Genomic DNA, 23,038 nt, shown 5'->3' with positions numbered 1-23,038 from the left:
ATATGATAATTATTATACGAAGGGCACTAGAGGGAATCACACCAATTTTCATACCAATTGGTTTCATTTATGACGTTGATTCCTTTGATTAATGAGCGTTTCATTAAAGAAAAGGGTTGAGGGAGAAAAACATATGATCAGGTTGCTGGAAGGAAACTATAGAAAGATGGAAAAAATCATTCGGATTCTATCCATTTCTGACAAGTGGATGACTAAAAAAGAACTTGCCAAACGAATCGGTAGTTCGGAATCTACATTTGTAAGGTATATCGAAGAAATCAAAATCCGCTGGGGAACGGATGTAACGATTCAGTCTTCACAAAAATTGGGGTATCGACTTGAACATTTGAATGTACCGGCTTATTTAAATGTGCTAATGGAAATGTCACAAAGTTCTACAAATAGTCGTCTATTAAATGAAATCATTGTCAATCCGGGTAAAACGATCGAGTATTATTGTGAAAAAATCTCGATTAGTCGTTCTTCTTTTACGCGTAAGTTGAAACAATGCAATCAAATTTTAGAAAGCTATTTATTAAAAGTAATCGTCGACCAAGGGTTTCAGTTAACTAGCCTGAAAAGTGAGCTCCAGCTGCGTATCTTTGTCACCTTTTTCTTTTTAAGCTACTATGGAAGACGTACTTTGCCATTTCCAATCGAAAAAAAGAAGATCAAAGAAATTATGTCAAAGAACAATTGTCAGTTGAATTTATTTCAAGAAGAAAGTCCTTATGAGCAATCTTTCTTTATTATGTATTTTGTTGTGCATCTTATGCGGGAATCACAAGGAAATCCATTCGAATGGAAAGCTGGAGACCCTTATGTAAAGTTGATAAATATAGATAAAAAAGACTTTTTGATCTTGAAAAATCTTTTAGGGAAATTGAAGTACAGCAGCTATATAAAAGTAGTGAACTATTTTGTCAATACGATTTTTTCGGAATTTTCGGAGAAAGAAAAAAATGAAATCAGTGAACAGATACGAAAAAATATATCCTACTGTTCATTTTCATCTGCTGATTGCAAAGAAAAAAACGAAGAATTTGTTGTTCGACTCTTAACTCAAATTTATTTTTTCTCACGTATTTTTCCATACGATACGACTCATTTGACGATCCGTGCCACTTACTTTGCGGAACAGATGCAACATCGCCATATACGTCTATATGCTGGATTTCGTGCAGAACTTCAATTTTATTCCACCCTACTGAATCGAAATTTGATTTATTATTTATCTAGCTATATATTTTGGATGCTTATTGGTAATCCTGAAATACACCATTATACTTCCGATAAAAAAATACTGATCGTCAGTGACTTAAGTCTTCGACATAGTCGATACATTGAAGAATATGTCAGTGATGTTCTTGCTGTGCATAAGATTCACTCTGAGACAACTGCTATCACTGAAAATCAACTTTCGAAGTACAATCTTCTTGAGTATGACCTGATCGTCACGAATCAACCAATTCCGAATACCCATGTTCCTTATATGTTGATTGATGACAGTGTGTCATTCGCAAATGAAGAAGAGTTGATCCGCTTATTTGAACTATAAACAATCAAAAAACAGCTATGTATACTCTACCATCCTGATAAAAATATCAGGACAAATAGACATAGCTGTTTCTTTTTATTGTATACCTTCCGCAATCCAACGAGATTTATAGCGAAAATCTTTTAATAGTTCTTCTTTTGTCCAGCCATTTGCAATGAGATCCGTCAATGAGTTCATTACGAGAGACATGGAAAAGTATAAGAAGCTAACTGCTTCTTCCGACGATTGAATGGTAAAATGATTAATTTTTAGTAATTCTAGCCATTTGTCGTTCATAGGAGAATCAGCAGTTAGCTCTCTACGTTTGGTTGCCTGCTGATCATTTCTCTGGGTCAACAAGTATAATCTTTGCCAATAGATACTATTGTGATCTAAATCGCTGCACCACTCCAAATACTTTTCGATCCCTAAAAAGAAATGTTGTTTGTTTTCACTAATGAATGTCAAGATATCTTGATGGACTATACGAGAACTGCTTTTGATCGTATACAAATAAGCATCTTCTAGATCTTGAAAATATTTATAAAAAGCGCCGCGCGACATTCCCATCTTCTCAACAATTTCTGAGACTTTTACTTGGCTGATGTGCTGTGAGCAAAATATCTCTAACAATAGGTCGTCGATTCGCTGTTTCTTTGCTTTCGGCAAATTGAAAAAAGTTTCTTTTGGCATCCACATCTCTCCTTTATCTCTGATTATACGTGGATTGCCCATCCTTGTCATGAAGTACTCATTTTTTCTCTTTCTCTTCTTCTGTCAAGTACCCATCTTCCATTCGATAAACGCGATCACTCCACTGAATCATACGGACATCATGAGTAACCATAATAGTTGCTTTTTGTTTTTCATGAGCTTCCTTAACCAGTAATTTCACGACCTCATATGCATGATCGGTATCTAAACTAGCTGTTGGTTCGTCCGCTAAGATCAAGCTCGGTTCATTATATAAAGCGCGAGCAATTGCCACTCTCTGTCTTTCCCCACCAGAAAGATCTTTAGGATAACTGTTCTTTAGTGACTGGATATCTAAAGATTGCAGTAAAGAATCGTTTTTTTTGGAAACATCTTTTTTTGAAGTGACTTGATCAACTAGTTCAAATTGCTCTTTTACCGTTAAAAAAGGAATCAGATTAGAGCTTTGGAGAATAAATCCAATTTCTTGAAAACGCAAATCTGCTCGTTTTTTTTCTGGAAGTTCGGTTAATGAATGACCGTTGATCACTATTTCTCCGGAAGTCGGTGTTTGCAATCCTCCTGAAATGGTGAGAAACGTACTTTTACCTGAACCAGAAGGACCAATAATGCTGACGAATTCCCCTTCCTTTACATAAAAATCAATTCCTTTCAAAGCTGAGACCTTTGTATGACCAGAACCGAATGTCTTGGTAACTTTTTTCATCGTCAATATTTCTTTCATTTTTATTAACCTCCTATTGCTGTAATTGGGTCTACTTTTGTTATTGTACGGATTGAAAAGAGACCGCCTAGCATCGCAACAATGATCAAAATCCCACTATATAGCAGCCATTGGGACCAAAAAACAGCAAAAGGCATCGCACTTGGTAAAATCAGACTAGTCAGATAAGCAAACACAAGAGCAATCAGTACGCCTACCAACCCCACAATAAATGATTGTGCGACTAAAGATTTAGCAATGAAGGAATTTTTGATTCCTTGTGCTTTCATTACTCCAAAAATAGCGGTTTTTTGAAGAGTGATCACATACATAAAAATACCGACCACGGCAGCGACTACTAAGAACAAAAAGTAGATCATTGCGTTTAAGGTCATGTTTTGGGCAGAATAGCCAGGAATGCTTTCAATGAACGTCTCAATAGTTAGTAACTGTAGTTCCTTTGATGCTTTTTCTTTCGAAATTTTAGCAGAATTCTTTGTAACGATTCCATTGATTGGCTGTTCCTCTTCAGAAGCAAATGGCTGTTTTCCATACTTCAAAGCAGTCCACGTATCAAGAGATGTATAGATGACTGGGGAAACAGTGTAATAAGTTGCAGGAAAGATACCAACAATCGTCAAAGGATCGTTGTAACTGCCAATTTTGATTGTATCTCCGATTTTATAACCTGAATCAGCCAGGTTTTGCGAAATGATGATTTCATTCTTTGTTTTGAATTTATGCCCTTTCGTGAGTTTTGGTAATAAGAATGCTTTTTTTGACGTGCCGAAAACTGTGACATTTTCTTTGTTTTTTCCTTTGACTGCACCGCTGTATAATCCAATCGGGGCTTTTTCTCCTCCTTCAATATATGTCAGATCTTCTCTTGTTAATTGTGAAGCAGCAAATACTTGATTGGCGTCCTCTGATAAAACAATCTCTTGTGCATCCCAATCATCGATTGCTTTCTTGAATTCTTCAGAAAGCCCATTTGCTAGTCCAGATAACATAAATACGACATACGCAATCAAGAACATGATCCCGATGATCAAGCCATACCGTAATTTAGAATAGCGAATTTCTTTAATAGCTAGAAACATTTGGTTTTCCTCCCTATGATATGTTGATAGTGACAAAATGTCACTCGTTGAATAGTGTAACTCTAAAGTGACATTTTGTCACTTCTGTTGGATTTTTTATCAATAAATTGTCTAAGACATCTTTCCATAAAATCTTAACATGTGTCATAATAGGATTATTTAAGTCTTATTTATGCTTTCCATGATAAACTAAAGTGACCAAATCAATGAGGTGGGAAAATGATTAAACTATTAGTAGTAGAAGACGATAAAGTATTATCCAATAATATAAAAGAAATACTCACTCCAATTGGTGAGATAACACAAGTTTATAACGGTAGTGAAGGACTATTTGAGTTGGAAAGCGGTGTTTACGACCTTGCAATCTTGGATTTGATGATGCCGGAAATGAATGGTTATGAAGTCTTAGCAAAGCTACGGAAAGAAAAAATACAGACTCCTGTATTGATTTTGACAGCAAAAGATAGTTTGGAGGATAAGATTGAAGGATTTGAACGTGGTGCAGATGATTACCTGACAAAACCGTTCTATCGAGAAGAATTGATCATGCGCGTGAAAGCATTATTGAAACGCTCGCTAGGTCTATTTGATGAAAACGTTCTGAAGTATAAGGATATCAGTTGTGATTTAAAAAGCAATGAAGTCTTGTATAAAGAACAAGTTTTGCCCATACAAGGAAAAGAGTTTGAGTTGCTCGTTTATTTTTTACAAAATAAAGGAATCATTTTGACAAAAGAGCAGATATTTGACCGGATCTGGGGATTTGATTCTGATACGACGATTACAGTTATTGAAGTTTATATGAGCAACTTACGAAAACATCTGCGAAGTACTGGATTGGATAAAGAAATCAAAACCTTACGTAACGTCGGTTATATACTGCAAGAGGTGTGATGAAATGAATGGAGATATTACACGCAAGCAGCGCAGCCGTTTTTTTGCAACGAATGTAGCAGCATTTGCCTTGATCTTTTTTCTTCTGGGGTTCATTACTTTACAGATATTGAACCAATCCGCATACAGAGAAACGGATCTTTCATTAGAGAAAACAGATTTTGATTCTCGGACAGTGCAATTAGAGATACAAAGGTATCAGCAAGGTGATCCCTTTTTGAACCAGACACAAACGGAACAAAACAGACCCAACATGGAACAACCATTGATGGAACCATCAAATGACCGATTTAACACTCAAGTGATCTTGTGGTCTGAAAAAGGTGAGATATTGAATAAGGCAGCTATTGGTGGACGCTTCAATCAGATCAAAGAATTAAAAATGGATACGAAAAATCTGAATACCATCCAAAATATTGAATTAAATGAAGAAAACGACTCGTCTACTCTCTCCTTCCGTTCGATTACGAAAAAAGCAGAGACGAATCAAGTTGGCGTTGCCTATATCCAAATTTTAGAAAATACAAATCAAATCAAGGATTCATTAGCGACTTTTCGCACAATTATGATTTTGTGTATGGTTGTTTTCTGGCTTATCTCAATTGGCATTAGTTACTACTTGTCTAGTCTAAGCATGCGCCCTATCATTCTTTCTTGGAGAAGGCAAAAAGAATTTGTCGAAAATGCTTCTCATGAATTACGTACACCGTTAACGATTATTCAAAATAGTTTGGAACATCTATTTACCAAACCTGATCATACCATCATTGAGGAATCTGAAAGTATTGCTCAAGCATTGTCAGAGACGAGACGGCTCACTGGATTGACTTCGGATCTGCTGACGATTGCCCGAAACGATTCTGATCAGCAGCTACTTTCAAAACAAATGATCAATACACAGGAATATATCGAAAATCTTGTTAAACCATTTCAAGAGATGGCCATCATAGACGGAAAAGAGTTTATCCTTCATAACGAGGCAACATCAGAAGTACCAATTGACGAAAAAAAGATCCATCAAGTTTTGGTTATTTTGCTAGATAATGCCTTAAAATATACGAATCCAAAAGATAAAATCATTTTGGATTCGTCTGTTAACCATAAAGAATGGCTGATTCACGTAAAGAATACTGGCCCTTCTATCAGTGAAGAAGATCAAGTAAGAATATTTGATCGATTTTATCGGGAAGATCAATCTCGTGCGAAGGCGACTGGCGGTTACGGACTTGGCTTGGCGATTGCAAAACAGATAATCGAACAGCACCACGGACAAATTTCTGTATCCAATTATCTTCCACAAGGAGTTGATTTTAAAGTCCAATTACCGTTGAAGCCTAAAAAATAATGCTTAACTCTAAAACATACTAGGAAAAGGGCTGTGACAATAATCTTGTCACAGCCCTTTTTTCCGAATAAACGGTGTTCCAGAAGTAGCTTCTTCGAAAAATAAGCCGAAATTTCACAAAAATTTGAGAAGCAATTTTCGTAAACTCCTTCTTATTTCTTGAAGCTGACCACTTCTGTCGCAACCTCTTTAGCTTACGCTTAAGATTTTTTATTGCGGTCTTCAATGTGTACATCACCGCTTGTGTCAATATCCAATTCTTCTCGGCTAACATCTTCTGTCACTTTTTCAACATCTTCATGTTCTTCTTTATGAATTCCCACTTCTTCACGAACAACTGTATGTTTGCTAACGTCTACTTGCTCTTCTTTGATTGGGATAGTGATCGTGTCATCTTCCAAGTTCTCGTCTGTACCCTGTGAAGATGGGTCTGTTACTGGTTTGCGCTCGATGACGATTTCTTCACGTTTGACCGGTACTTCTACCGTTTCAGTATCGTTGACCACATGTTTGTGGATGTCGACTTCTCCAGTAGTAACATCATGTGTATTTACATCTAATTTTTCTTCTTTTAGTTGAATCGTATCATCATCTAGATTTGGTTTGCGATCGATGTCTTCAGTCTCTCTTGTACCCATAGAATCAGCTTCGCCAGGTACGTCCATCGGATCAGTTCCTGGTGTCATATTCAATGGATCTGTTGTATTTTGAAAGCCTGTCGTGCCATCTACGTCCATTGGATCAGTGCCAGTCCCAGTCCCTAGTCCAGTTCCCATTGTGCTTGCTGGGCTAACAGTATCTTGCGTATCCATTGTGTCTTCAGTTGTTTCTGGCTGACGATAGCCTTTTACTGTGATGACAAATTTTCCAGCAGAAATATCTCCTCTATACTGATATAAAGGATCATTTTCTGGCGTAGCCGTCTCAGAATCATAGGTATCAAAAGAAAAAGTGTCTTTTATTCTTTCCCATAAAGAACGATCTTCTTCGCCATCCATCCGATTCTCATCTGTTTCAACATCTATGCCGGATAAGCCGTCGAATCCTAGTCTAGTTGCTGCTTCATCAGTAGTATAAATAACGATATCATCTCGATCGTACCCTTCGTTACGCAACCGTTCGATTACTGATAATGCTTCATCCCTTGTACTGTAGCTACCGATGACTGTTAAATTTTTGTCTTCCATGTAAATTCCTCCTAGCAAATAGATTTATGATTGGTATATTTTTACTTATAAATTTATTCTATAGGAGACGATTGTTTTCTACAAATATTTAGATTGGAATTTGATTAAAACATTTTAATTGTATTCCGAAGATATTTATGATAAAGAAAACTATGTATTAAATAAAATTATCGTTTATTTTTTGTTTCTATATGAATTTTTTTGAAAAATTTCATATAATTTCCATTCATTGAAAATGAAGCTATTTATCCAAACCGTGTATAAATAAGATATTTGTATAAACAAAGAGACTGATTTCCCCATATATTTTTTCCTCTATTAGGATAAAACCCTATGTCAGGTAATGGCACCTCATTTTTTCTAATTTTACTCTAAGAAACATGTAGATAGTATAGCTAGTTAAGCCAATGATGAATAAATTGAAAGCTAAGCAATTTTTGAAAAGTATTTAATAATTTTTCAAAAATAAAAAGAAAAGCCCCTACTACTATTCGAACGAACCAACCCCATTCCAATACTTGTAAAGTGACCCCATAGCTAAAATGAGAATAAACCAATTAAAAAATAAAAAGAACCACTATATTAATAAAATAACTGTAAAGTGTTTTTTCTTATTCCTAAAGCTACTCCTTTTTTATCTGCTATTATTGAAATTGTAGTTATTAGTACAAGTAAAACTTGAAGGCTCATTGAAAATTAGATGAACGTCTATGCATTAACAAAAACTTTTAAAAGACAGTTAAAAATAGGTTCCTAATGAAATCAAGGTAAAGTGTCTATCGTCATTTGAGGAAATGCGGTAAAATAAAGGAAATGAACAATAACTGGAGGGATTTGTATTGGACAGCAAAACTAGAAAACAACTGCAAGAAAAATTAAAACAACGTACACATTTGCTCCCTTCCGTCTTTCAACAGTTTTTAGAAGAAAATCGCTCTTCTTTATCATTAGGTAGTCGCTATGAATATGCAAAAGATTTCCATTTGTTTACTGATTATTTGAGAAAAGTATTTTCTGAAGAAGTGGATGACCAGCTGATTATCCGTTTAGAAAAACAAGATTATCAGAATTTCTTAGCTAAAATCTATCGACATACTCGTTCGTTCCAAACTACAGCGAACCAGGAAACGGAGCAATTGTTTGAAAATAGCTATTACGGGATTTCAAGGAAGCAATATTCATTAAATCATTTTTTACGATTTTTGTATCAAAAAGGACTGATTGAAGAAGAGATTTCTCTTTTGGGTACAAGTTTACCGGAAACAACTAAAGCAGCTCCGCGATATATCGATGCAGAACTTTTCAAAGATTTTGAGCATTTGTTTATCCCGATTGAAGGCTTTCAAACAAGCAGAGAAGCTAGCTTTGAAGAAAAGAATAGACCGAGGAACCTTGCGATTACTGCCATTCTTCTGTATTGCGGATTAAAGATCCATGAAGTAGTAGAACTTAAACGTAAAGATGTATCTTTGACCAAGCAGATTCTTAATCTGAATAGAAAAGAAAACAGATTGAGTAAAGTACCAATACCAAAAGAAGCGATGCCGTTTCTGGAGAACTATTTTAAGTTAACAGCACAAAATACGGATGAAAATTCTTTTGTTTTTCGTTCCTCGCATGATCAACAAATTTCTCCTCGGACTATTCGCCAAATTTTGAGCAAAATTACAGTGTATAAGAATGTATCACCAGAATTATGCCGAAAAACCTATCGCTATTATACCGAACTATATTTAGATGATGCTGACGCGGTAAACTATTTATGTGGTAATCGATACCTATCTTCCCATTCTTTTCAAGAAATCTGGGAAAAAATGGTTGATTTTTCTTATCACGAATTAGCGGCATTCGTTCAGGTTTCTGTCACATAGGAACCTGAACTTTTTTTCACAATAAACTATGTTATTATATAAAGGTTTATGTTACGATTATCTTGAGTTTGTATATTACTTAACAAAAGATAATGGAGTGTGAATGATGGAGACCATAACGTATTCCCCTTTGAATTTATTTACGAATTTTCAAGAAGCTGCAGCTGGCTTTTCCGAGACCCCGATTATCTGTGATCAGCCGCTTTCTGCTTTTCCTGAGTTAGGACTTGAAACAACTTACAAAAAATGCTTTGAAAGTGTGTTAGATCGAGCTTATCAATTGGCCCATCTTGGTGTGAAATCTGGAGACAAAGTCATTATCTATAAGAGTTCCGCTTTTGACACATACCTTCTCGCTGTTTCTGTGTCTTACCTTGGTGCAGTGCCTGTCATGACTTCTTATCATCTACCAACAGCGACAATGGAAGTATTTATCGACCGTTTAGAAGACCCCTTCATTTTATTTGATGATGAGACAAAAAAACGAGTGGGAGAAATTTCAAACGGGACTAAATCAAAACAGATTCCTATTTTTTATTTACTGGAGCAACCTGCTTTTCCTGTTCCCCAATCGTTTTTAGCTAAAAATGAAATTTCTTATATGACCCATACTTCTGGTACAACTGGTATCCCTAAGCTTATTTGTCATTCCGCTCATTCTATGGGTTGGCGAACGAAATGGCAAAAAACTGTTTTTGCAAAAATTTCAGAAAAGAAAGTAATCGCTTTTCACATTTCCCCCGTACATTCTAGATTCAATATTGGCATCTCATCTTTGATGTCCATGGGTTTTCCTATGATGCCTTTAGCAGACGCACAAAGTTCAAAAGTTATTCGTATGTTGGAAACCCACCGACCAATCGCATTAGAGACTCATCCGAATAACTTTGTTCAATGGAGTTTTACTGCTAAAGAACATCCAAAAGCTTTCTCTGGCATCCGTTATTATCATTCTACTTTTGATGCCATAAACAATCAGACAATGGAAACATTTTTGCGAACATCAATAACACAAGATGCGGTATTCCTTCAAGTATATGGCCAAAGTGAATGTGGACCAATGATTCTTAAGGCTCATACACTGGAAAGTTTGAAAACGAGTGATGCAAGAGATATGGGCGTTGGACTGGAAGACATGACAAGCGCTCGGATCACAGATTCAGTTGGGAACGTCCTTCCTGAAAATACAGATGGTCATATACAATTACTATCTAAAGGACGGGCTTTGACTTATTATAAGGAAGATGCACGGTTCCAGGAAAATGTTTATGGCAATTGGTGGGATAGCGGAGATTACGGTTTTATGGATGATCGTGGTCACCTATTTTTGAAAGATCGGCAAGTAGATTTGATCGAAACGATCAACAGTACATTAGCTATTGAAGACTTTTTATTAGATTCGTTAGATTTTTTGGCAGAAGTAGTGATTGTAAGGGATAAAAATCATTCTCCACAGCCGATTATTGCTTTAGCTCCTGATAAAGAAATGGATTGGAATCGATGGTGGGAGCAAGTCCATGAACTTCCCCGTTTGAACGCCCCTATCATCCGTGATTTTGATGCAATCCCGCGAACAGCTACAATGAAAGTTCAGCGGCTTCAAATCGAAAAAGAATTAAAAACACAAAACAATTAAACATCTTTAAGCGGTTGTGACAGAAGTAATCAGCTTCAAGAAATAAAAAGCAATTTCCGAAAATGTTTTTTCAAATTTTTGCGAAATTCCTTCTTACTGTCGATAGCCTGTCTCTTGAACACCGTTTATTCGAAAAAAAGGGAATGTGACACGATTTTTGTCACATTCCCTTTTCGATTCTTTTTGAAAATTGGATGAGATAAAAATATGCCAATTGGCTGTTTTTCTTTTTTGAAAATTTCGTTATACTCTTATTCATGGAGGGAAATGTTATGAAAAGAATCTTGACGATTGGTGGTTCTGATCCATTTGCTGGCGGAGGAATCCAAACAGACTTAAAAACTTTTGAAGATTTTGGTCTATTCGGGCTAAGCGCCCTGACATCTATAGGGGTACTAGATACGAATGGGCGATTTATCCTGGAATCTATTCCTTCAGAATTGCTTGAACGACAGTTGGCTTCAATTGATCAAATGACTTCATTAGATGGAATCAAAATCGGGTTATTGAATTCAAGTGAAGCAATCATGGTTGTTCGAGACTTCATAAAAGCAAAACAGAATATCCCAATCATTTTAGACCCTGTTTTGGCATTCAAAGAAACTGAAACTGTGATCAATCAATTATATATTTCGCAGCTCATCGAAGAACTTTTTCCACTTGTTACGATGATTACGCCTAATTTGGCAGAAGCTGCTTTACTTTCTGGTCAAGCTCTCCCCTCTTCGTTGATAGAAATGATCCATCTCGCTAAAGAGCTCACTGCTTCAGGAGCAAAGAAAATTGTAATAAAAGGCGGCACAAGGATGGCTGGCGAACAAGCTGTGGATCTTCTCTATTCAGTTGACCATCATGAGGTGTTTTCTCAGAAAAAAATCGACACCCTAACAGTAAATGGTGCCGGTTGTGCCTTTTCTTCTGCAATAACAGCGAATCTTGTATTAGGATTAGATGTTTCAAAAGCCGTAGCAGAAAGTAAAAAATTTGTTGCCCATTGTATTTCCAATGGCGTGCTGATGAATGATCATACAGGAAGCGTCTGGTCTGGCGGTATCCAAAAAGGAGGAACGATAAATGAAAACTAAACAACTAACAATCTATGCGATGCTGATTGCGTTGACCGTTGCACTTTCATTAACTATTTTGATCCCTGTGCCGGCTACGAACGGTTTTGTGACATTATGTGAAGCTGGAATCTATACTGCTTCTTTTCTTTATGGTCCAATGGGTGGATTAGTTGTCGGTGCTTCCAGTGGTCTATTAATCGATTTGATTTCTGGGTATCCGCAATGGGCTATTTTTTCATTAGTGATTCACGGATTACAAGGATATGTTGCCGGATCTTTCAGCAAATCTTCTACTCGCATGTGGCTATTTGGTCTTTTTTTAGGAAGCTTAGTTATGATCGTCGGCTACGGTATCGCCGGTTGGATTTTGTATGATTGGCCGGCTGGAGTGGCTTCTATCCCCGGGAATATCTTTCAAAATCTTATCGGTATGGGTCTTGCCTTTCCTATAACTGCAAGTCTTCAACGTATTCAAGCACGGAAGCAATATTAATTGAAAAGAAGGTTTTAGAGAATGAAGTTGTCAGAAAAAGAATTGAAAGTTCAATTGACTGAAATAGTTAATGACGTATTGGCTGAAGCATACTTGAAAAAAGGAGATCTCTTTGTTTTAGGGTGCAGCACAAGCGAAGTCGTCGGTGGACATATTGGAAAAAATTCCAGTGCGGAAGTTGGTCAGTGGATTATTCGCACGTTAAAAGAGCTATTAGATCCTAAAGAGATTGCGTTAGCTGTCCAAGGTTGCGAACATTTGAATCGAGCATTGGTGGTAGAACGAACAGTGGCAGAAGCAAAAAAATTTGAAATCGTCTCTGTTATCCCTGCATTACATGCTGGAGGTGCTTGTTCTGTTGCTGCTTTTGAGCAGTTCAATGACCCTGTTGAAGTGGAGCATGTAATTGGGCAAGCCGGCATCGATATCGGTGACACTTCGATCGGTATGCATATCAAACATGTCCAAGTGCCTGTCAGACCTCGTTTGAAAACTTTGGGACAAGCCCATGTGACAGCCCTTCGCTCTCGTCCTAAATATATTGGTGGTCCTAGAGCAAATTATTAAGATGGGTAATTGACAGACCAATCAGAAAAACTTCCTCGAAAAGTCCAACTATTGAACTTTAACGAGGAAGTTTTTTAATTGTTTGTTTTATACAGACGAGCTTCATAAGGTGCTAGTGTTCCTTTTTTTTCAAAGTTTCCGCTAGAGGAATTTGACAAGAGTAATGTCCATGACTGATCTGCTTCTTTTGGGAGTTCATAGTCAGCAAATGATTCCGTCAAGTTTACCATAATAAGATACTGTTCATCTTCTAAATTTCTTTCATAGACATATAGTTGTGGATGTTCATGAAGATATTCTTTATAAGAACCGTATATCAGGCCTTTATTGATTTGTCTAATGCGGATCATGTTCTTATAGAATTGCAAGATCGAATCCGGTTCATGTTCTTGTTGTTCTACATTGATCGTTTTGGTATTTGGATTAGTGATCATCCAAGGCTCATGTGTTGAAAAGCCAGCATATTCTTCTGAAGTCCATTGCATGGGTGTTCTGCTATTGTCTCTGGTGGTTTCACGAATAATATCTAATGCTTCTTCTCTTGTCTTACCTTCCGCAAGAAGCCTTTCATAAAGTCTTTTAGAATCCACTGCATCAACTTGATCGATCGATTCAAAAGGCATATTCGTCATTCCAATTTCTTGTCCTTGATAAATAAATGGCGTTCCTTGCAAAAAGAAATACATCATAGCGATTGCTTTTGCAGACATAGCCCAAAATTCGGGACGGGTATCTCCGAACACAGAAACGGCACGAGGAACATCATGGTTTTCCATATATAAAGCGTTCCATCCGATACCATCTAGGGAAGTTTGCCAAGCACTTAATGCATGTTTTAACTTAAGGACGTCTAATTGCCCTTCTTTTTCTTGCTGCCAAATATGGATATGATCGAATTCAAAGATCATATCGAAATAACCGTCTTTTCCTACCCATTCCGGTCCTTCTTCTGCAGTAACGCCGCTTGCTTCTCCGACTGTCATGATATCGTACTCTTCAAAAATATGTTTCAAATCAGTCAAATGTTCTTCGATTCCTGAGACATTTTGAAAGGGTGAAAAAGGGTTCTCTGTGGCATTTACTGAATATTCATCTTTTTTTACATGAGAAATCGCATCTAAGCGAAATCCGTCTATCCCTTTATCTAGCCACCATCGAATCATATTGAATAGTTCTTCTTTCAATTTCTCACTTTCCCAATTTAAGTCTGGTTGTTCTTTCGCAAAGACATGCAGATAATACTGTCCTGTTTCGTGAGAATATTCCCAAGCAGAGCCGCCGAAAATCGATGTCCAATTATTTGGTTCTTTGCCATCTACTCCATCGACCCAAATGTAATAATCTCGATAAGGGCTTTCTTTGGATTTCTTCGATTCTTCAAACCATTGATGCTGATCCGAACTGTGGTTGATGACAAGATCCATAATGACTTTGATTCCTAGTTCATGTGCTTCTTTCAGCAATAAATCAAAATCTTCCATCGTTCCGAATCGCTTTTCTATGTCTTGATAGTCACTTACGTCATAACCATTATCAATAAATGGAGATTGATAGATTGGATTGATCCAGATAAATCCGATGCCAAGATCTTTCAAGTATCCAAGTTTTTCGCGGATCCCATTGATATCTCCTTGACCATCGCCGTTGCTATCTTTGAAACTAGCCGGATAGATTTGATAGCCTACTGCTTCTTTCCACCATTTTTGTTCTTGTATCATATCGTTTCACTCCTTTAACGGTCCCTCTTGATTATAACCGATTCTATTTTAGAAGTATCCTTGTTACCGGTAACTAGAAACGAAAAGCTCAACGAATCTGCTAAGTGCGTTCGTTGAGCTTTATTTTATCATAGGTAACGGGCAATCAATTGAATCATTTGTTTGGGAAATTCATTTAGGTCAGTAATATCTACAAAACGGCTTTCACCGTAAATTGTCTTGATCTCTTCTTTGTCTTGACCAATAGCTGCGGAGACAAATAATATGCCTTGACGCTCGTATTCTTTCAAAACAGACTGGATGTCCTCTTTTGCTTTTTTGCCAGTATAATCTGGCAACGCCTTTGGCTGACCGTCACTAATATTAAGCAACAGTTTGGTTGTGGCAGATTGTCTGTTTAATTTTTCCGCTGCTAAACGAAGTGCCGCTCCGTCACGATTATTTTGTCTTGGTTTCATAGTGACTAGTTTTTCATTTAACCATTGAAACCCGTCTTCAAATTCTTTATAAGAAAACAAAGAAGTTTTTTCTCTTACTGAACGGTCTGCTGTATCCCCGTAAATCAACAAGGGGATATCGACTTTCTTAGCAAATTCGGCAATGGCAATCGCTGCTTTTTTTGCCGCTTCGATCCGATCATCCCGTATCATTGATCCAGATTCATCGATCCGCACAGCTACCGCTAAGGAAGGCTGCTCATGTGGAGGGTTCTTTTTGTCAAAATTTCTCAAATCACCATATGCTACTCTGCTTGCGTTGAACCGCTGGCCTTCGTATTTTCCTTTTTGGTACGTCTCTGTTTGTTCATTATCCAGTAATTCTAAAATTTGTCGGCTAAGTGATTCTACCATCGGCATGACTTGCATTTGTAGCTCACGGGCTTCTTGCGTTTTTCCTTGGAAAGCTGGTCGGTGAACGATGAGTCCTTCTTTTTCATGAATCGTTTCCTTCATGATTTGTCGCGCTTCTTTATTCAATTGCTTCTTGATTTCCTTATCATGTGTTTCCATGTCAGAAGCAGACATTTCTTGGGAATCCTCTTCTGGTTGTTGTTGTTCCTTCTGATTTTTCCCTTCGATATCGCTCCTACGTTCTTTTTGCATTTGAGGAGGCATCTCGTTTTTTTCTGTTGTTTTCTCTAGTCTCTCTTCTCCCTCATTTGGTTCTTCAGCAGACAGTTGTTTCTTTTCATCTAAGCGTAAAGTTTCTTCAGCATCTTCAGTGATGTTTCGTTCGTTTGCTTCTTCGGCGCTGATAGTTCTTCCTTTTGCATACTCAGATTGAGGTTCTATTTGAGGATAGCTCCATTTTTCTTTTCTCAAAATGTCTTGAAGTTCCAATAACAATCCACTCTCAGACAAAGCTTGCTCAAGGATCGCCAATTCATCTGGATCAGTGGATAATTTATACAAAACTTTTGGATAAATCGACTGGAGTAGATCTTGTCCTTGCTTATAGGTATTTGCCCAATAAAAATATGAACGCATTCCTGCTACACCTTTGATGGCATTTGCTTTTGCAGTTTCATCCAATAAACGGATAATCTCTGCCATCTTCATAAGGAGTTCTTGATTTTGAATCATGGTTTTCGCCATCGCACGTTCTGCCATGACTTCTAAGGCAGGAAGATCCATTTTTTCCGCATGCTGCATCCGATCTCTTAAGGATTCATTTAAGGGCCGATTTCCTTGGTAGTTTCGATTTGTGGTAATGACAATAATACAATCTGGATGGCGACGAATGATTCCTGTTGGCAAATTCAACATCCCATTTGGTTCGAGCGCTGAGTTAAGTGCGACAAGAACAGAGGCATCACGGATGACAGTCGGCTCTTGGATCTCTAATAGATATCCTTTTTCGATCGCTCGAACGATTTCAGAAGGATAATAACTATAATGGATTGCATCTGGATAATCGGCTTCGATTCTTTGAACTAGCTCTGCTAATTTTTCTTTGGCAGAAAAAGGATCAATGCCGTAATGGTTCTGGATCAGTGTCAGTACAGCTTCAAGTGTATCTGTTTGGTAAATAGCTTCCAGCAATTCTTGGTCTTGTTCTTTATCGGAATCTACTACAGGTAATAAGGCGCCGAACACATCTGATTTGTCCATATCTGCAAAACATGTCACTTTTGTATAGGGAAGTTGCAAATCAGCAGATAGTGCTTTTGCTAACTGTGTCTTACCCGATCCGGCGTCTCCTTCTAAAAGAACGTTACTGATTTTCATTTCAGGATCTTGCCAATTTTCTTTGATTTCGGAGGCGATCCGCCACTCTTCTGCACTTGTCCGATGGCTTTTCGGTTTCTTCCAGATCATTTGCTTTTCTAGCCGTGAAAAGGTCCGGTTTTCTGTTAGTGAGAAATTCTCCATGCTTCTCTTCCCCTTTTGATCATCTCTGTCTATTAATATCCTAACTCATCTAAAAGACGTTTTAAAATACGGAATCGTTCCCCAATCAGTTCTCCGTCTTTTTGTAGTGTATCGTAATACAAAATAATGTCTTCATCAATCTTTGGATTTTTGGTATCTACCTCGACTGTCATCCGGTTTCCCTGCAAACCAATGATGTCCACCACTGGATTTTCTGGATCATAGAATTTTTCATAACGATAAGCATCTTGGAAGTATAAACTTCCTTGTGCAGCTAAGATCGCTAAGTCTAAAATACGTGTAATTGGTAATTCTTCTGATTGTCGAGACCATTTTTCTCCAGTATGTCGCCATACTTTGCCTGATATGTCGACTTTTCCACGGTCATTCCATTGAGCGAGACCCAGAGAAAGACCTTTTGCGTCCGTATTCAATGCATTTCTTCCATCAACTTTATCGTAGTCTTCTACAACGAGCACTGGTTTATGTTTTAAATTTGTAGGTATTTCCATGATTTTAACTCCTCGTCTTTCTATTTTTAGTAAATTAGTAAATCAGTAGTTTACTAATTTACTAAACTATATGCGACATTATAAATGACTGAAGAGAGAAATGCAAAGAAAAAGAGCCTGTTTGTTAGAAATACATAAAAACATCATCTTGCTCTTCTGCACGTTCATTTATCGCGTGAATAGAGAGCAAGATGATGTAGAATATTTTTGGTATGTTTTTTGAATAAAAGGAATTATTGCGCTGAAATGGCGATGCCGATGGCTTTTTCGCCTAAATGTGTACCAATGACTGGTCCAAAATGACCAACTTCGATTTCTGCATTTGGATACTTTTTCTGCAATTTCTCTTTTTCCGCAATCGCTACTTCTAAATTGTTTGCATGTATCACGTAAAGTTTGACTGGCGGTTGTATTTCGTTATTTCTTTTGCCAATGATTTCTTCAGCCCGAGCAAATGCTTTTTTACTTGAACGGATTTTTTCGAATAAAACAATTTTTCCTTCAGAAAATGTCAGGATCGGTTTGATTTTCAATAAGCTACCAATCAGCGCAGCGCCATTGGTCAATCGCCCTCCCCGTACTAAATTGTTCAAATCATCTACAATTAGATAAGCGTAAGTATTATCTCGAATTCGATCGACATGCGCAAGTATCTCATCAAGGGGCTGACCTTCATCGTTTAAGTCTAAGGCAGCTTCTACCATATGTCCCATCGGCATACTAGTGATCTTAGAGTCATAAGGAATGACCGTTACTCCACTGATATCGTCTTTCATCGCAAATAAGGTGTTGACGAAACCAGAAATACCTGAAGAAAGGTGGATACTTAAAATCGTGTCATACCCTTTCTCTTTCAATTCCTCATATAAAGCCAAAACTTCCCCTACGACAGGTTGTGAAGTAGTAGGAAAATCTTTGCTGTTTTTTAAAAGTCCATAATATTCATCCGCTTCGATATCGATTCCTTCGTTATAAATTTTCCCATCCATAATCAAAGGGATTGGAATCACGAATAAGTCGGGATGGTTCTTGATACGTTCCGGCAGATATGCCGAACTATCTGTAACTACTGCAAGTTTCATGTGTTTAATTTCCTCGTTTCAAAGAATTTTTCCAGACCTCATAACTATATCACAAGTAAGATTAGATATGAAACTAAAATTGGAAAATAGAAAAACGACAAGCGTAATCATACGAGTTGCCGTTTTTCTAGTGACAGCAAAAAGACGACTAGTTAGCCTATTCTTTGCTTCCGCTACGATGTTTAACATTTTTCAACATTCGGAACCCATTTTTTCCGAATTGAGAAAATAAAAATACTAAACCCCCAATACTTCCTAAAGCCACACAATAAACCATTGCATAACTTTTTGATTCCATTGACAATCGCTGATTCAGCAAAAAGAAAATGATAAAACATACCGCAAGCATAATCAAGGTAGATCGGAAAGTTTTTAAGAAAAAACTGCTGATTTTTGCTAAAGGTGCTATTCGGTATTCTTTGCACATAAAGTGATAGCCACGAACAAAGACGATACCGAATGCCAAGCCATTTGATAAGCTCATTCCGTATCCGCCAACTAGACCTAGTCCGATTACTTGGAAGATGACTTTCAGGATAATTGCTTCTACAGTTAGTCGAATCGCAAAACGATGGTGGTTCAGAGATTGAAGCATCGTAGATAGGATCGTGAATAAAGAGAAAAACAAAGAAGCTAACAAAGCCATTTGGAAATAACCAACACTTTCAGGATCATAACCAAAAAACAATGTGTATAATGGTCCAGCTAATAAAGACATCCCGGTCAATGAAGGAAGAAGGATCAATAACGCAATCGAAAAACTGTCTCCTACTGTCTTTTCGATTTGTAAACGATCTTTTTTCTTCATTGTGCTTAGTATTGGCAAACTACTTATAGCAACCGTTCCTACCATGGAAATCAGGATCAATGTCAGTTTGTTTGGATTAACAGAAGCACGACTGAATAAGAATTCCAGTTGCTGATCTGCAATCTCTGGACGGAAAAAGTGAAGCAGTGGTTTCATCGTTACTTGGTCGATCATTTGAACGATAGTAATGACGGAGCCGACAAAAATGAACGGTAGTGTTTCCCGAATGATAGAGACAGAGGCAGATCGGTTTTCTCTTTCGAAGTAACGGATGGAAATCAAAAAGTCTTTAAGTTCAAAGAAGTCTTTTCTGCGTCCGACGATATACATATGGATAATCGCAGCTAACCCACCGAAGAAAGAAGCAACTGTACTGATCAATACAGCTTCTAATATGGTTCCGTCAGTCAATACGCGCAAGTAATAAGTACCAGCCAAGATAACGATCACTCGTACAGCTTGTTCAATAATCAAAGAAGTTCCATAAGGTCGTAAATCGTTTTTCCCTTGGAAGTATCCTCTCATTGCACTCAAAATCGGGATAGCAACCAAAGATGGGCATAAACTTCGGATAGCTAGTATTCCGTTGTTAACGTTAGCGATTGGACTGATTCCGGCTAGTAAAGGAGCAAATAAATACATCAACGCGGCAGAGGCGATACCGATGACGAACATGATATTGATCGTACTTCGAAAAATCAGCCGGCAAGCAGCGTTATCTCCTTCTTTTGTTGCTACAGCTACTTTTTTTGCAATCGCATTTGGAAATCCGACTGTACCAAGCATCAGGAACAATCCATAAGGAAGATAGCCAACATTGTATAATGTCGTAGCAAGCATACCATCTTGATTGTTCCCCATCATACTTAGCCAGGGAATCAAATAGACTACCCCTAAAACTTTACATAGAAGATTAGCAAAGGTTAGCCAAAATGTTCCTTGCATCAATTTTTTATTCATCTAATTTCCCTCAACTATTCTTTCATAAAATAAACATCTTCTCTATTATAGCAAAAAAACATAGAAGGACAAATCCCTCTTTAATTCTTAAAACAAAAAAGAGCTTGCATCATAAGTCAACACTAATCTTTTTATCCAAACAAATGAACTTGCATCCACAATTGGCTGATGCAAAAGCAGTTTGGATAGATCAGTTTGAACAACTTATGTCGCAATCTCTGTTTTTTAGGGAATAAAACAGTTTAAAGCATGGACAGTAAAAAGACAGACGCAAGTCCTGTCAAAACTGACAATGCCATCGAACGTGTTTTGTAAGCCACACCTGCTACTAGAATCATTGCAGCTATTTTGATATTCCAAGCAATATCCAGATGTTCATGAGTAATGAAGACATCTTTGAAAGCTAACGCCGCAAACAATGCTACTGGTACATACTTCATCCAGTCACTAAACCAAGATGGCACTTTTCGATGAGTAAAATAAAGCATCGGGAACAAGCGCGGGATATACGCAACGATGAACAGACAAGCAACTAAAAACAGCAAATATAGTTTAGTCATGATGGTTGACCTCCTGTTCCGGGAAGTTGAAGAGCGGTTCATTGACATCTTTGCCGCGATCCCTTAGTTTCTTGGCTTTTTCTTTTTTAAATGCCTTCTCCAACATAAATCCGGCAAAAGAAGCAATAACAGTAGCTGCAATCAAGCCGAATGTGTTTTGGAATAATAGCATGAATATCACCCCTAATACACTTGAAAACAAACCTGTAAAGATCAGTAGTGCGTTTTTCATTTGCATGACAAACATGAAAATGAACATAGCAGTCAAAGCAAAATGGACAAGGTCAGCATCTACTCGAATCACCGAGCCAAAAAAATTGCCGATCATGTTGCTACCAGCCCATGCAGCCATTGAGAACCAATTGACATATAAAGCTTTTCTTTTGTTCCAAGAAGGGTCAGTTGAAAACTTTAAGTAGTTCACCGCATAGTTTTCATCATTCAGTGATTGAGAAAAGACAGCTAAAAACGTCCGCTTTTCTTTTTTCATAAAACCGGCAAGACTTGCTCCTAATAATGTATAGCGTAATTCTAAAAAGAAAACCATCAATAATGTCGTTGCAAATGATGCTTGCGTCGTAAGCATAGATGCAACTAAAAACTGCGCGCCGCCGGAAAAGACCAGAATCGATAACAGCCCTGATAAGAGAGGATCAAATCCAACTTTTTGCAACAATACTCCACAAGCTAATCCCACTGGTATATAGCTTATACAAAGCGGCATCACTGCATGCAAAGCTTGAAGCCATGGCGCACTTTTCTTTTTGTTCATTAAAATATCTCCTTTAATTACAACAAATAAACAGCGGACTCATTGTAACATAAATTCGCTAAATTGTAGCCGTTTTATTTAAAAACAAGATTATATTTTTCTCATTTTTGCTTCAATTCATGAACATACGTTTTATTTGTGAGAATAATTTGGGTCATATTTATCTGTTTCAATGTATATATACATCTTCTTGTCAGGAAGAGACTGACGCATATTTTTTTCGATATCATTGATGATCGAATACGTTTCATTTTCTTTGTTTCCAACAATATCTGCTTTTGCAGCGACTAAAATTTCTGTTGGACTTAAATGAACGGTTTTGATATCAATTAGCCGACTGATCTCAGGTCGTTCAAAGGCTAACTTGATTTTTGACAAATCGCTTGCTGTCACACTTTCACCAATGATCAGACTATAAAATTCTTTTGCTAGGAAAATCGCAGCTCCCATCAGTAAGAAACCGATCAGTAATCCGCTGATAGCATCAAATGCAGCAATCCCGGTTGCATAAGTCAAGATTGTTCCCGCTAAAGCCAAGACCAAACCGATTACAGCACACAAGTCTTCCGTAAATATAATCAGTATTTCACTATGTCGACTTTCGCGCAAAAAGCGCATCGTGGAAAGATTTTCAGTATTCAATTCTTTGATTTCCTTCATTGCGACACGCAAAGAACTTCCTTCGATTACCAAACCAAATAACAAAATGGCAATGACAATGATTGGATTACCAACTTCATGGGATGGATGCGTCAATTTTTCAAAAGCTTCCATCACCCCTAGTGCTCCCCCACCGAAGAAAAGCATCATTGCGACGATCGTACTAAAAAAGTATTTTGCTCGACCTTCACCAAATTGATGCAAGTCGCTCTGACCTTTATTAGCTTGTTTATCGCCAAATAGCAGCAAAATCTGATTACTACAATCAACGATACTATGGATGCTTTCATTCAGCATGGCGGCACTGCCACTGATTGCATAGCCGACAAATTTGCTGATAGCGACTAGAATATTAGCCCCTAGAGCAGCAATTACGGAAAACATTCCGCTTTTTTTAAAATTTTCCATATTCTTTTCCTTCTTTCATCAAGTGAACTGACTAAAGTGCAGCAATATCCGCCCTTTAACAGTTTTTATGAA

Annotated in this window: 20 protein-coding genes; 8 read left to right on the top strand and 12 right to left on the bottom strand. The window is 37.4% G+C overall.

What is annotated here, in order from left to right; genetic code table 11:
- Positions 1-166 precede the first annotated feature (166 nt).
- Positions 167-1,558: a helix-turn-helix domain-containing protein gene (locus IGJ53_RS07575; RefSeq protein WP_042956977.1), complete on the top strand. Its 1,392-nt coding sequence runs from the start codon at positions 167-169 to the stop codon at positions 1,556-1,558.
- 75 nt (positions 1,559-1,633) lie between these two features.
- On the opposite strand, the gene IGJ53_RS07570 is transcribed toward IGJ53_RS07575, so the two are convergent.
- From IGJ53_RS07570 to IGJ53_RS07560, 3 genes are read right to left on the bottom strand one after another with little or no spacing between them, the layout of a single operon-like run.
- Positions 1,634-2,281, bottom strand: coding sequence for a TetR/AcrR family transcriptional regulator (locus IGJ53_RS07570; protein ID WP_080114433.1), 648 nt, complete (start codon positions 2,279-2,281; stop codon positions 1,634-1,636).
- A 7-nt stretch (positions 2,282-2,288) separates the two neighbouring features.
- A complete protein-coding gene (locus IGJ53_RS07565; protein ID WP_259741826.1) occupies positions 2,289-2,975 on the bottom strand; it encodes an ABC transporter ATP-binding protein in 687 nt (228 codons plus the stop codon).
- 5 nt (positions 2,976-2,980) lie between these two features.
- On the bottom strand, positions 2,981-4,054 hold the full coding sequence (locus IGJ53_RS07560) for an ABC transporter permease (RefSeq protein WP_010732619.1): 1,074 nt from the start codon (positions 4,052-4,054) through the stop codon (positions 2,981-2,983).
- 219 nt (positions 4,055-4,273) lie between these two features.
- On the opposite strand from IGJ53_RS07560, the gene IGJ53_RS07555 reads away from it, so the two are divergent.
- A complete protein-coding gene (locus tag IGJ53_RS07555; protein WP_010732618.1) occupies positions 4,274-4,948 on the top strand; it encodes a response regulator transcription factor in 675 nt (224 codons plus the stop codon).
- A 4-nt stretch (positions 4,949-4,952) separates the two neighbouring features.
- On the top strand, positions 4,953-6,293 hold the full coding sequence (locus IGJ53_RS07550; RefSeq protein WP_259741825.1) for a sensor histidine kinase: 1,341 nt from the start codon (positions 4,953-4,955) through the stop codon (positions 6,291-6,293).
- 200 nt (positions 6,294-6,493) lie between these two features.
- Here the strand turns inward: IGJ53_RS07550 and IGJ53_RS07545 are convergent, their stop codons facing one another.
- On the bottom strand, positions 6,494-7,480 hold the full coding sequence (locus IGJ53_RS07545; protein WP_438749964.1) for a DUF2382 domain-containing protein: 987 nt from the start codon (positions 7,478-7,480) through the stop codon (positions 6,494-6,496).
- A gap of 839 nt (positions 7,481-8,319) precedes the next feature.
- Here IGJ53_RS07545 and IGJ53_RS07540 point away from each other — a divergent pair.
- The 5 genes from IGJ53_RS07540 (at position 8,320) to IGJ53_RS07520 (ending at position 13,114) form a co-directional block, all read left to right on the top strand.
- Positions 8,320-9,351, top strand: coding sequence for a tyrosine-type recombinase/integrase (locus tag IGJ53_RS07540; RefSeq protein WP_002292437.1), 1,032 nt, complete (start codon positions 8,320-8,322; stop codon positions 9,349-9,351).
- Positions 9,352-9,454: 103 nt separating this feature from the next.
- A complete protein-coding gene (locus IGJ53_RS07535; RefSeq protein WP_259741823.1) occupies positions 9,455-10,987 on the top strand; it encodes an acyl-CoA synthetase in 1,533 nt (510 codons plus the stop codon).
- A 272-nt stretch (positions 10,988-11,259) separates the two neighbouring features.
- Positions 11,260-12,072, top strand: a complete 813-nt coding sequence (locus IGJ53_RS07530) for a hydroxymethylpyrimidine/phosphomethylpyrimidine kinase (protein ID WP_259741822.1) — start codon at positions 11,260-11,262, stop codon at positions 12,070-12,072.
- On the top strand, positions 12,062-12,547 hold the full coding sequence (locus IGJ53_RS07525; RefSeq protein WP_002290784.1) for an ECF transporter S component: 486 nt from the start codon (positions 12,062-12,064) through the stop codon (positions 12,545-12,547). The genes IGJ53_RS07530 and IGJ53_RS07525 overlap by 11 nt, the downstream gene beginning before the upstream one ends.
- A gap of 21 nt (positions 12,548-12,568) precedes the next feature.
- Positions 12,569-13,114 carry a TIGR01440 family protein gene (locus IGJ53_RS07520; RefSeq protein WP_010732613.1) on the top strand — a complete coding sequence of 182 codons (546 nt, stop codon included), beginning with the start codon at positions 12,569-12,571 and terminating at the stop codon, positions 13,112-13,114.
- Positions 13,115-13,188: 74 nt separating this feature from the next.
- On the opposite strand, the gene IGJ53_RS07515 is transcribed toward IGJ53_RS07520, so the two are convergent.
- From IGJ53_RS07515 to IGJ53_RS07480, 8 genes are all read right to left on the bottom strand, one after another.
- Complete coding sequence (locus IGJ53_RS07515) at positions 13,189-14,832, bottom strand: glycoside hydrolase family 13 protein (protein WP_002400214.1); 1,644 nt, start codon at positions 14,830-14,832, stop codon at positions 13,189-13,191.
- Positions 14,833-14,960: 128 nt separating this feature from the next.
- On the bottom strand, positions 14,961-17,204 hold the full coding sequence (locus IGJ53_RS07510) for an AAA family ATPase (RefSeq protein WP_010732611.1): 2,244 nt from the start codon (positions 17,202-17,204) through the stop codon (positions 14,961-14,963).
- Between the two features lie 32 nt (positions 17,205-17,236).
- Positions 17,237-17,716: a DUF6530 family protein gene (locus IGJ53_RS07505; protein WP_002290778.1), complete on the bottom strand. Its 480-nt coding sequence runs from the start codon at positions 17,714-17,716 to the stop codon at positions 17,237-17,239.
- 233 nt (positions 17,717-17,949) lie between these two features.
- Positions 17,950-18,798, bottom strand: a complete 849-nt coding sequence (locus tag IGJ53_RS07500; protein ID WP_002290771.1) for a DegV family protein — start codon at positions 18,796-18,798, stop codon at positions 17,950-17,952.
- A 157-nt stretch (positions 18,799-18,955) separates the two neighbouring features.
- Positions 18,956-20,566 carry a polysaccharide biosynthesis protein gene (locus tag IGJ53_RS07495; RefSeq protein WP_010732610.1) on the bottom strand — a complete coding sequence of 537 codons (1,611 nt, stop codon included), beginning with the start codon at positions 20,564-20,566 and terminating at the stop codon, positions 18,956-18,958.
- A gap of 242 nt (positions 20,567-20,808) precedes the next feature.
- On the bottom strand, positions 20,809-21,126 hold the full coding sequence (locus IGJ53_RS07490) for an AzlD domain-containing protein (RefSeq protein ID WP_002290769.1): 318 nt from the start codon (positions 21,124-21,126) through the stop codon (positions 20,809-20,811).
- Positions 21,119-21,898 carry an AzlC family ABC transporter permease gene (locus tag IGJ53_RS07485; protein ID WP_438749959.1) on the bottom strand — a complete coding sequence of 260 codons (780 nt, stop codon included), beginning with the start codon at positions 21,896-21,898 and terminating at the stop codon, positions 21,119-21,121. The genes IGJ53_RS07490 and IGJ53_RS07485 overlap by 8 nt, the downstream gene beginning before the upstream one ends.
- A 132-nt stretch (positions 21,899-22,030) precedes the next feature.
- Positions 22,031-22,966 (bottom strand): cation diffusion facilitator family transporter, encoded by a 936-nt coding sequence (locus tag IGJ53_RS07480; RefSeq protein WP_002290766.1) that lies wholly within the window; start codon positions 22,964-22,966, stop codon positions 22,031-22,033.
- Positions 22,967-23,038 lie beyond the last annotated feature (72 nt).

The organism is Enterococcus sp. DIV1283b, assembly GCF_051710965.1.
Lineage (GTDB): Bacteria > Bacillota > Bacilli > Lactobacillales > Enterococcaceae > Enterococcus_B > Enterococcus_B lactis.
The sequence above is the reverse complement of the archived record's forward strand: the minus strand, read 5'-3'. Positions and strand labels throughout refer to the sequence as shown.

Coding starts and splice junctions, on each gene's coding strand:
- IGJ53_RS07575 (WP_042956977.1), top strand. CDS start 167: ATGGAAAAAATCATTCGGATTCTATCCATTTCTGACAAGTGGATGACT.
- IGJ53_RS07570 (WP_080114433.1), bottom strand. CDS start 2,281: ATGACAAGGATGGGCAATCCACGTATAATCAGAGATAAAGGAGAGATG.
- IGJ53_RS07565 (WP_259741826.1), bottom strand. CDS start 2,975: ATGAAAGAAATATTGACGATGAAAAAAGTTACCAAGACATTCGGTTCT.
- IGJ53_RS07560 (WP_010732619.1), bottom strand. CDS start 4,054: ATGTTTCTAGCTATTAAAGAAATTCGCTATTCTAAATTACGGTATGGC.
- IGJ53_RS07555 (WP_010732618.1), top strand. CDS start 4,274: ATGATTAAACTATTAGTAGTAGAAGACGATAAAGTATTATCCAATAAT.
- IGJ53_RS07550 (WP_259741825.1), top strand. CDS start 4,953: ATGAATGGAGATATTACACGCAAGCAGCGCAGCCGTTTTTTTGCAACG.
- IGJ53_RS07545 (WP_438749964.1), bottom strand. CDS start 7,480: ATGGAAGACAAAAATTTAACAGTCATCGGTAGCTACAGTACAAGGGAT.
- IGJ53_RS07535 (WP_259741823.1), top strand. CDS start 9,455: ATGATGGAGACCATAACGTATTCCCCTTTGAATTTATTTACGAATTTT.
- IGJ53_RS07530 (WP_259741822.1), top strand. CDS start 11,260: ATGAAAAGAATCTTGACGATTGGTGGTTCTGATCCATTTGCTGGCGGA.
- IGJ53_RS07525 (WP_002290784.1), top strand. CDS start 12,062: ATGAAAACTAAACAACTAACAATCTATGCGATGCTGATTGCGTTGACC.
- IGJ53_RS07520 (WP_010732613.1), top strand. CDS start 12,569: ATGAAGTTGTCAGAAAAAGAATTGAAAGTTCAATTGACTGAAATAGTT.
- IGJ53_RS07515 (WP_002400214.1), bottom strand. CDS start 14,832: ATGATACAAGAACAAAAATGGTGGAAAGAAGCAGTAGGCTATCAAATC.
- IGJ53_RS07510 (WP_010732611.1), bottom strand. CDS start 17,204: ATGGAGAATTTCTCACTAACAGAAAACCGGACCTTTTCACGGCTAGAA.
- IGJ53_RS07505 (WP_002290778.1), bottom strand. CDS start 17,716: ATGGAAATACCTACAAATTTAAAACATAAACCAGTGCTCGTTGTAGAA.
- IGJ53_RS07500 (WP_002290771.1), bottom strand. CDS start 18,798: ATGAAACTTGCAGTAGTTACAGATAGTTCGGCATATCTGCCGGAACGT.
- IGJ53_RS07495 (WP_010732610.1), bottom strand. CDS start 20,566: ATGAATAAAAAATTGATGCAAGGAACATTTTGGCTAACCTTTGCTAAT.
- IGJ53_RS07490 (WP_002290769.1), bottom strand. CDS start 21,126: ATGACTAAACTATATTTGCTGTTTTTAGTTGCTTGTCTGTTCATCGTT.
- IGJ53_RS07485 (WP_438749959.1), bottom strand. CDS start 21,898: ATGAACAAAAAGAAAAGTGCGCCATGGCTTCAAGCTTTGCATGCAGTG.
- IGJ53_RS07480 (WP_002290766.1), bottom strand. CDS start 22,966: ATGGAAAATTTTAAAAAAAGCGGAATGTTTTCCGTAATTGCTGCTCTA.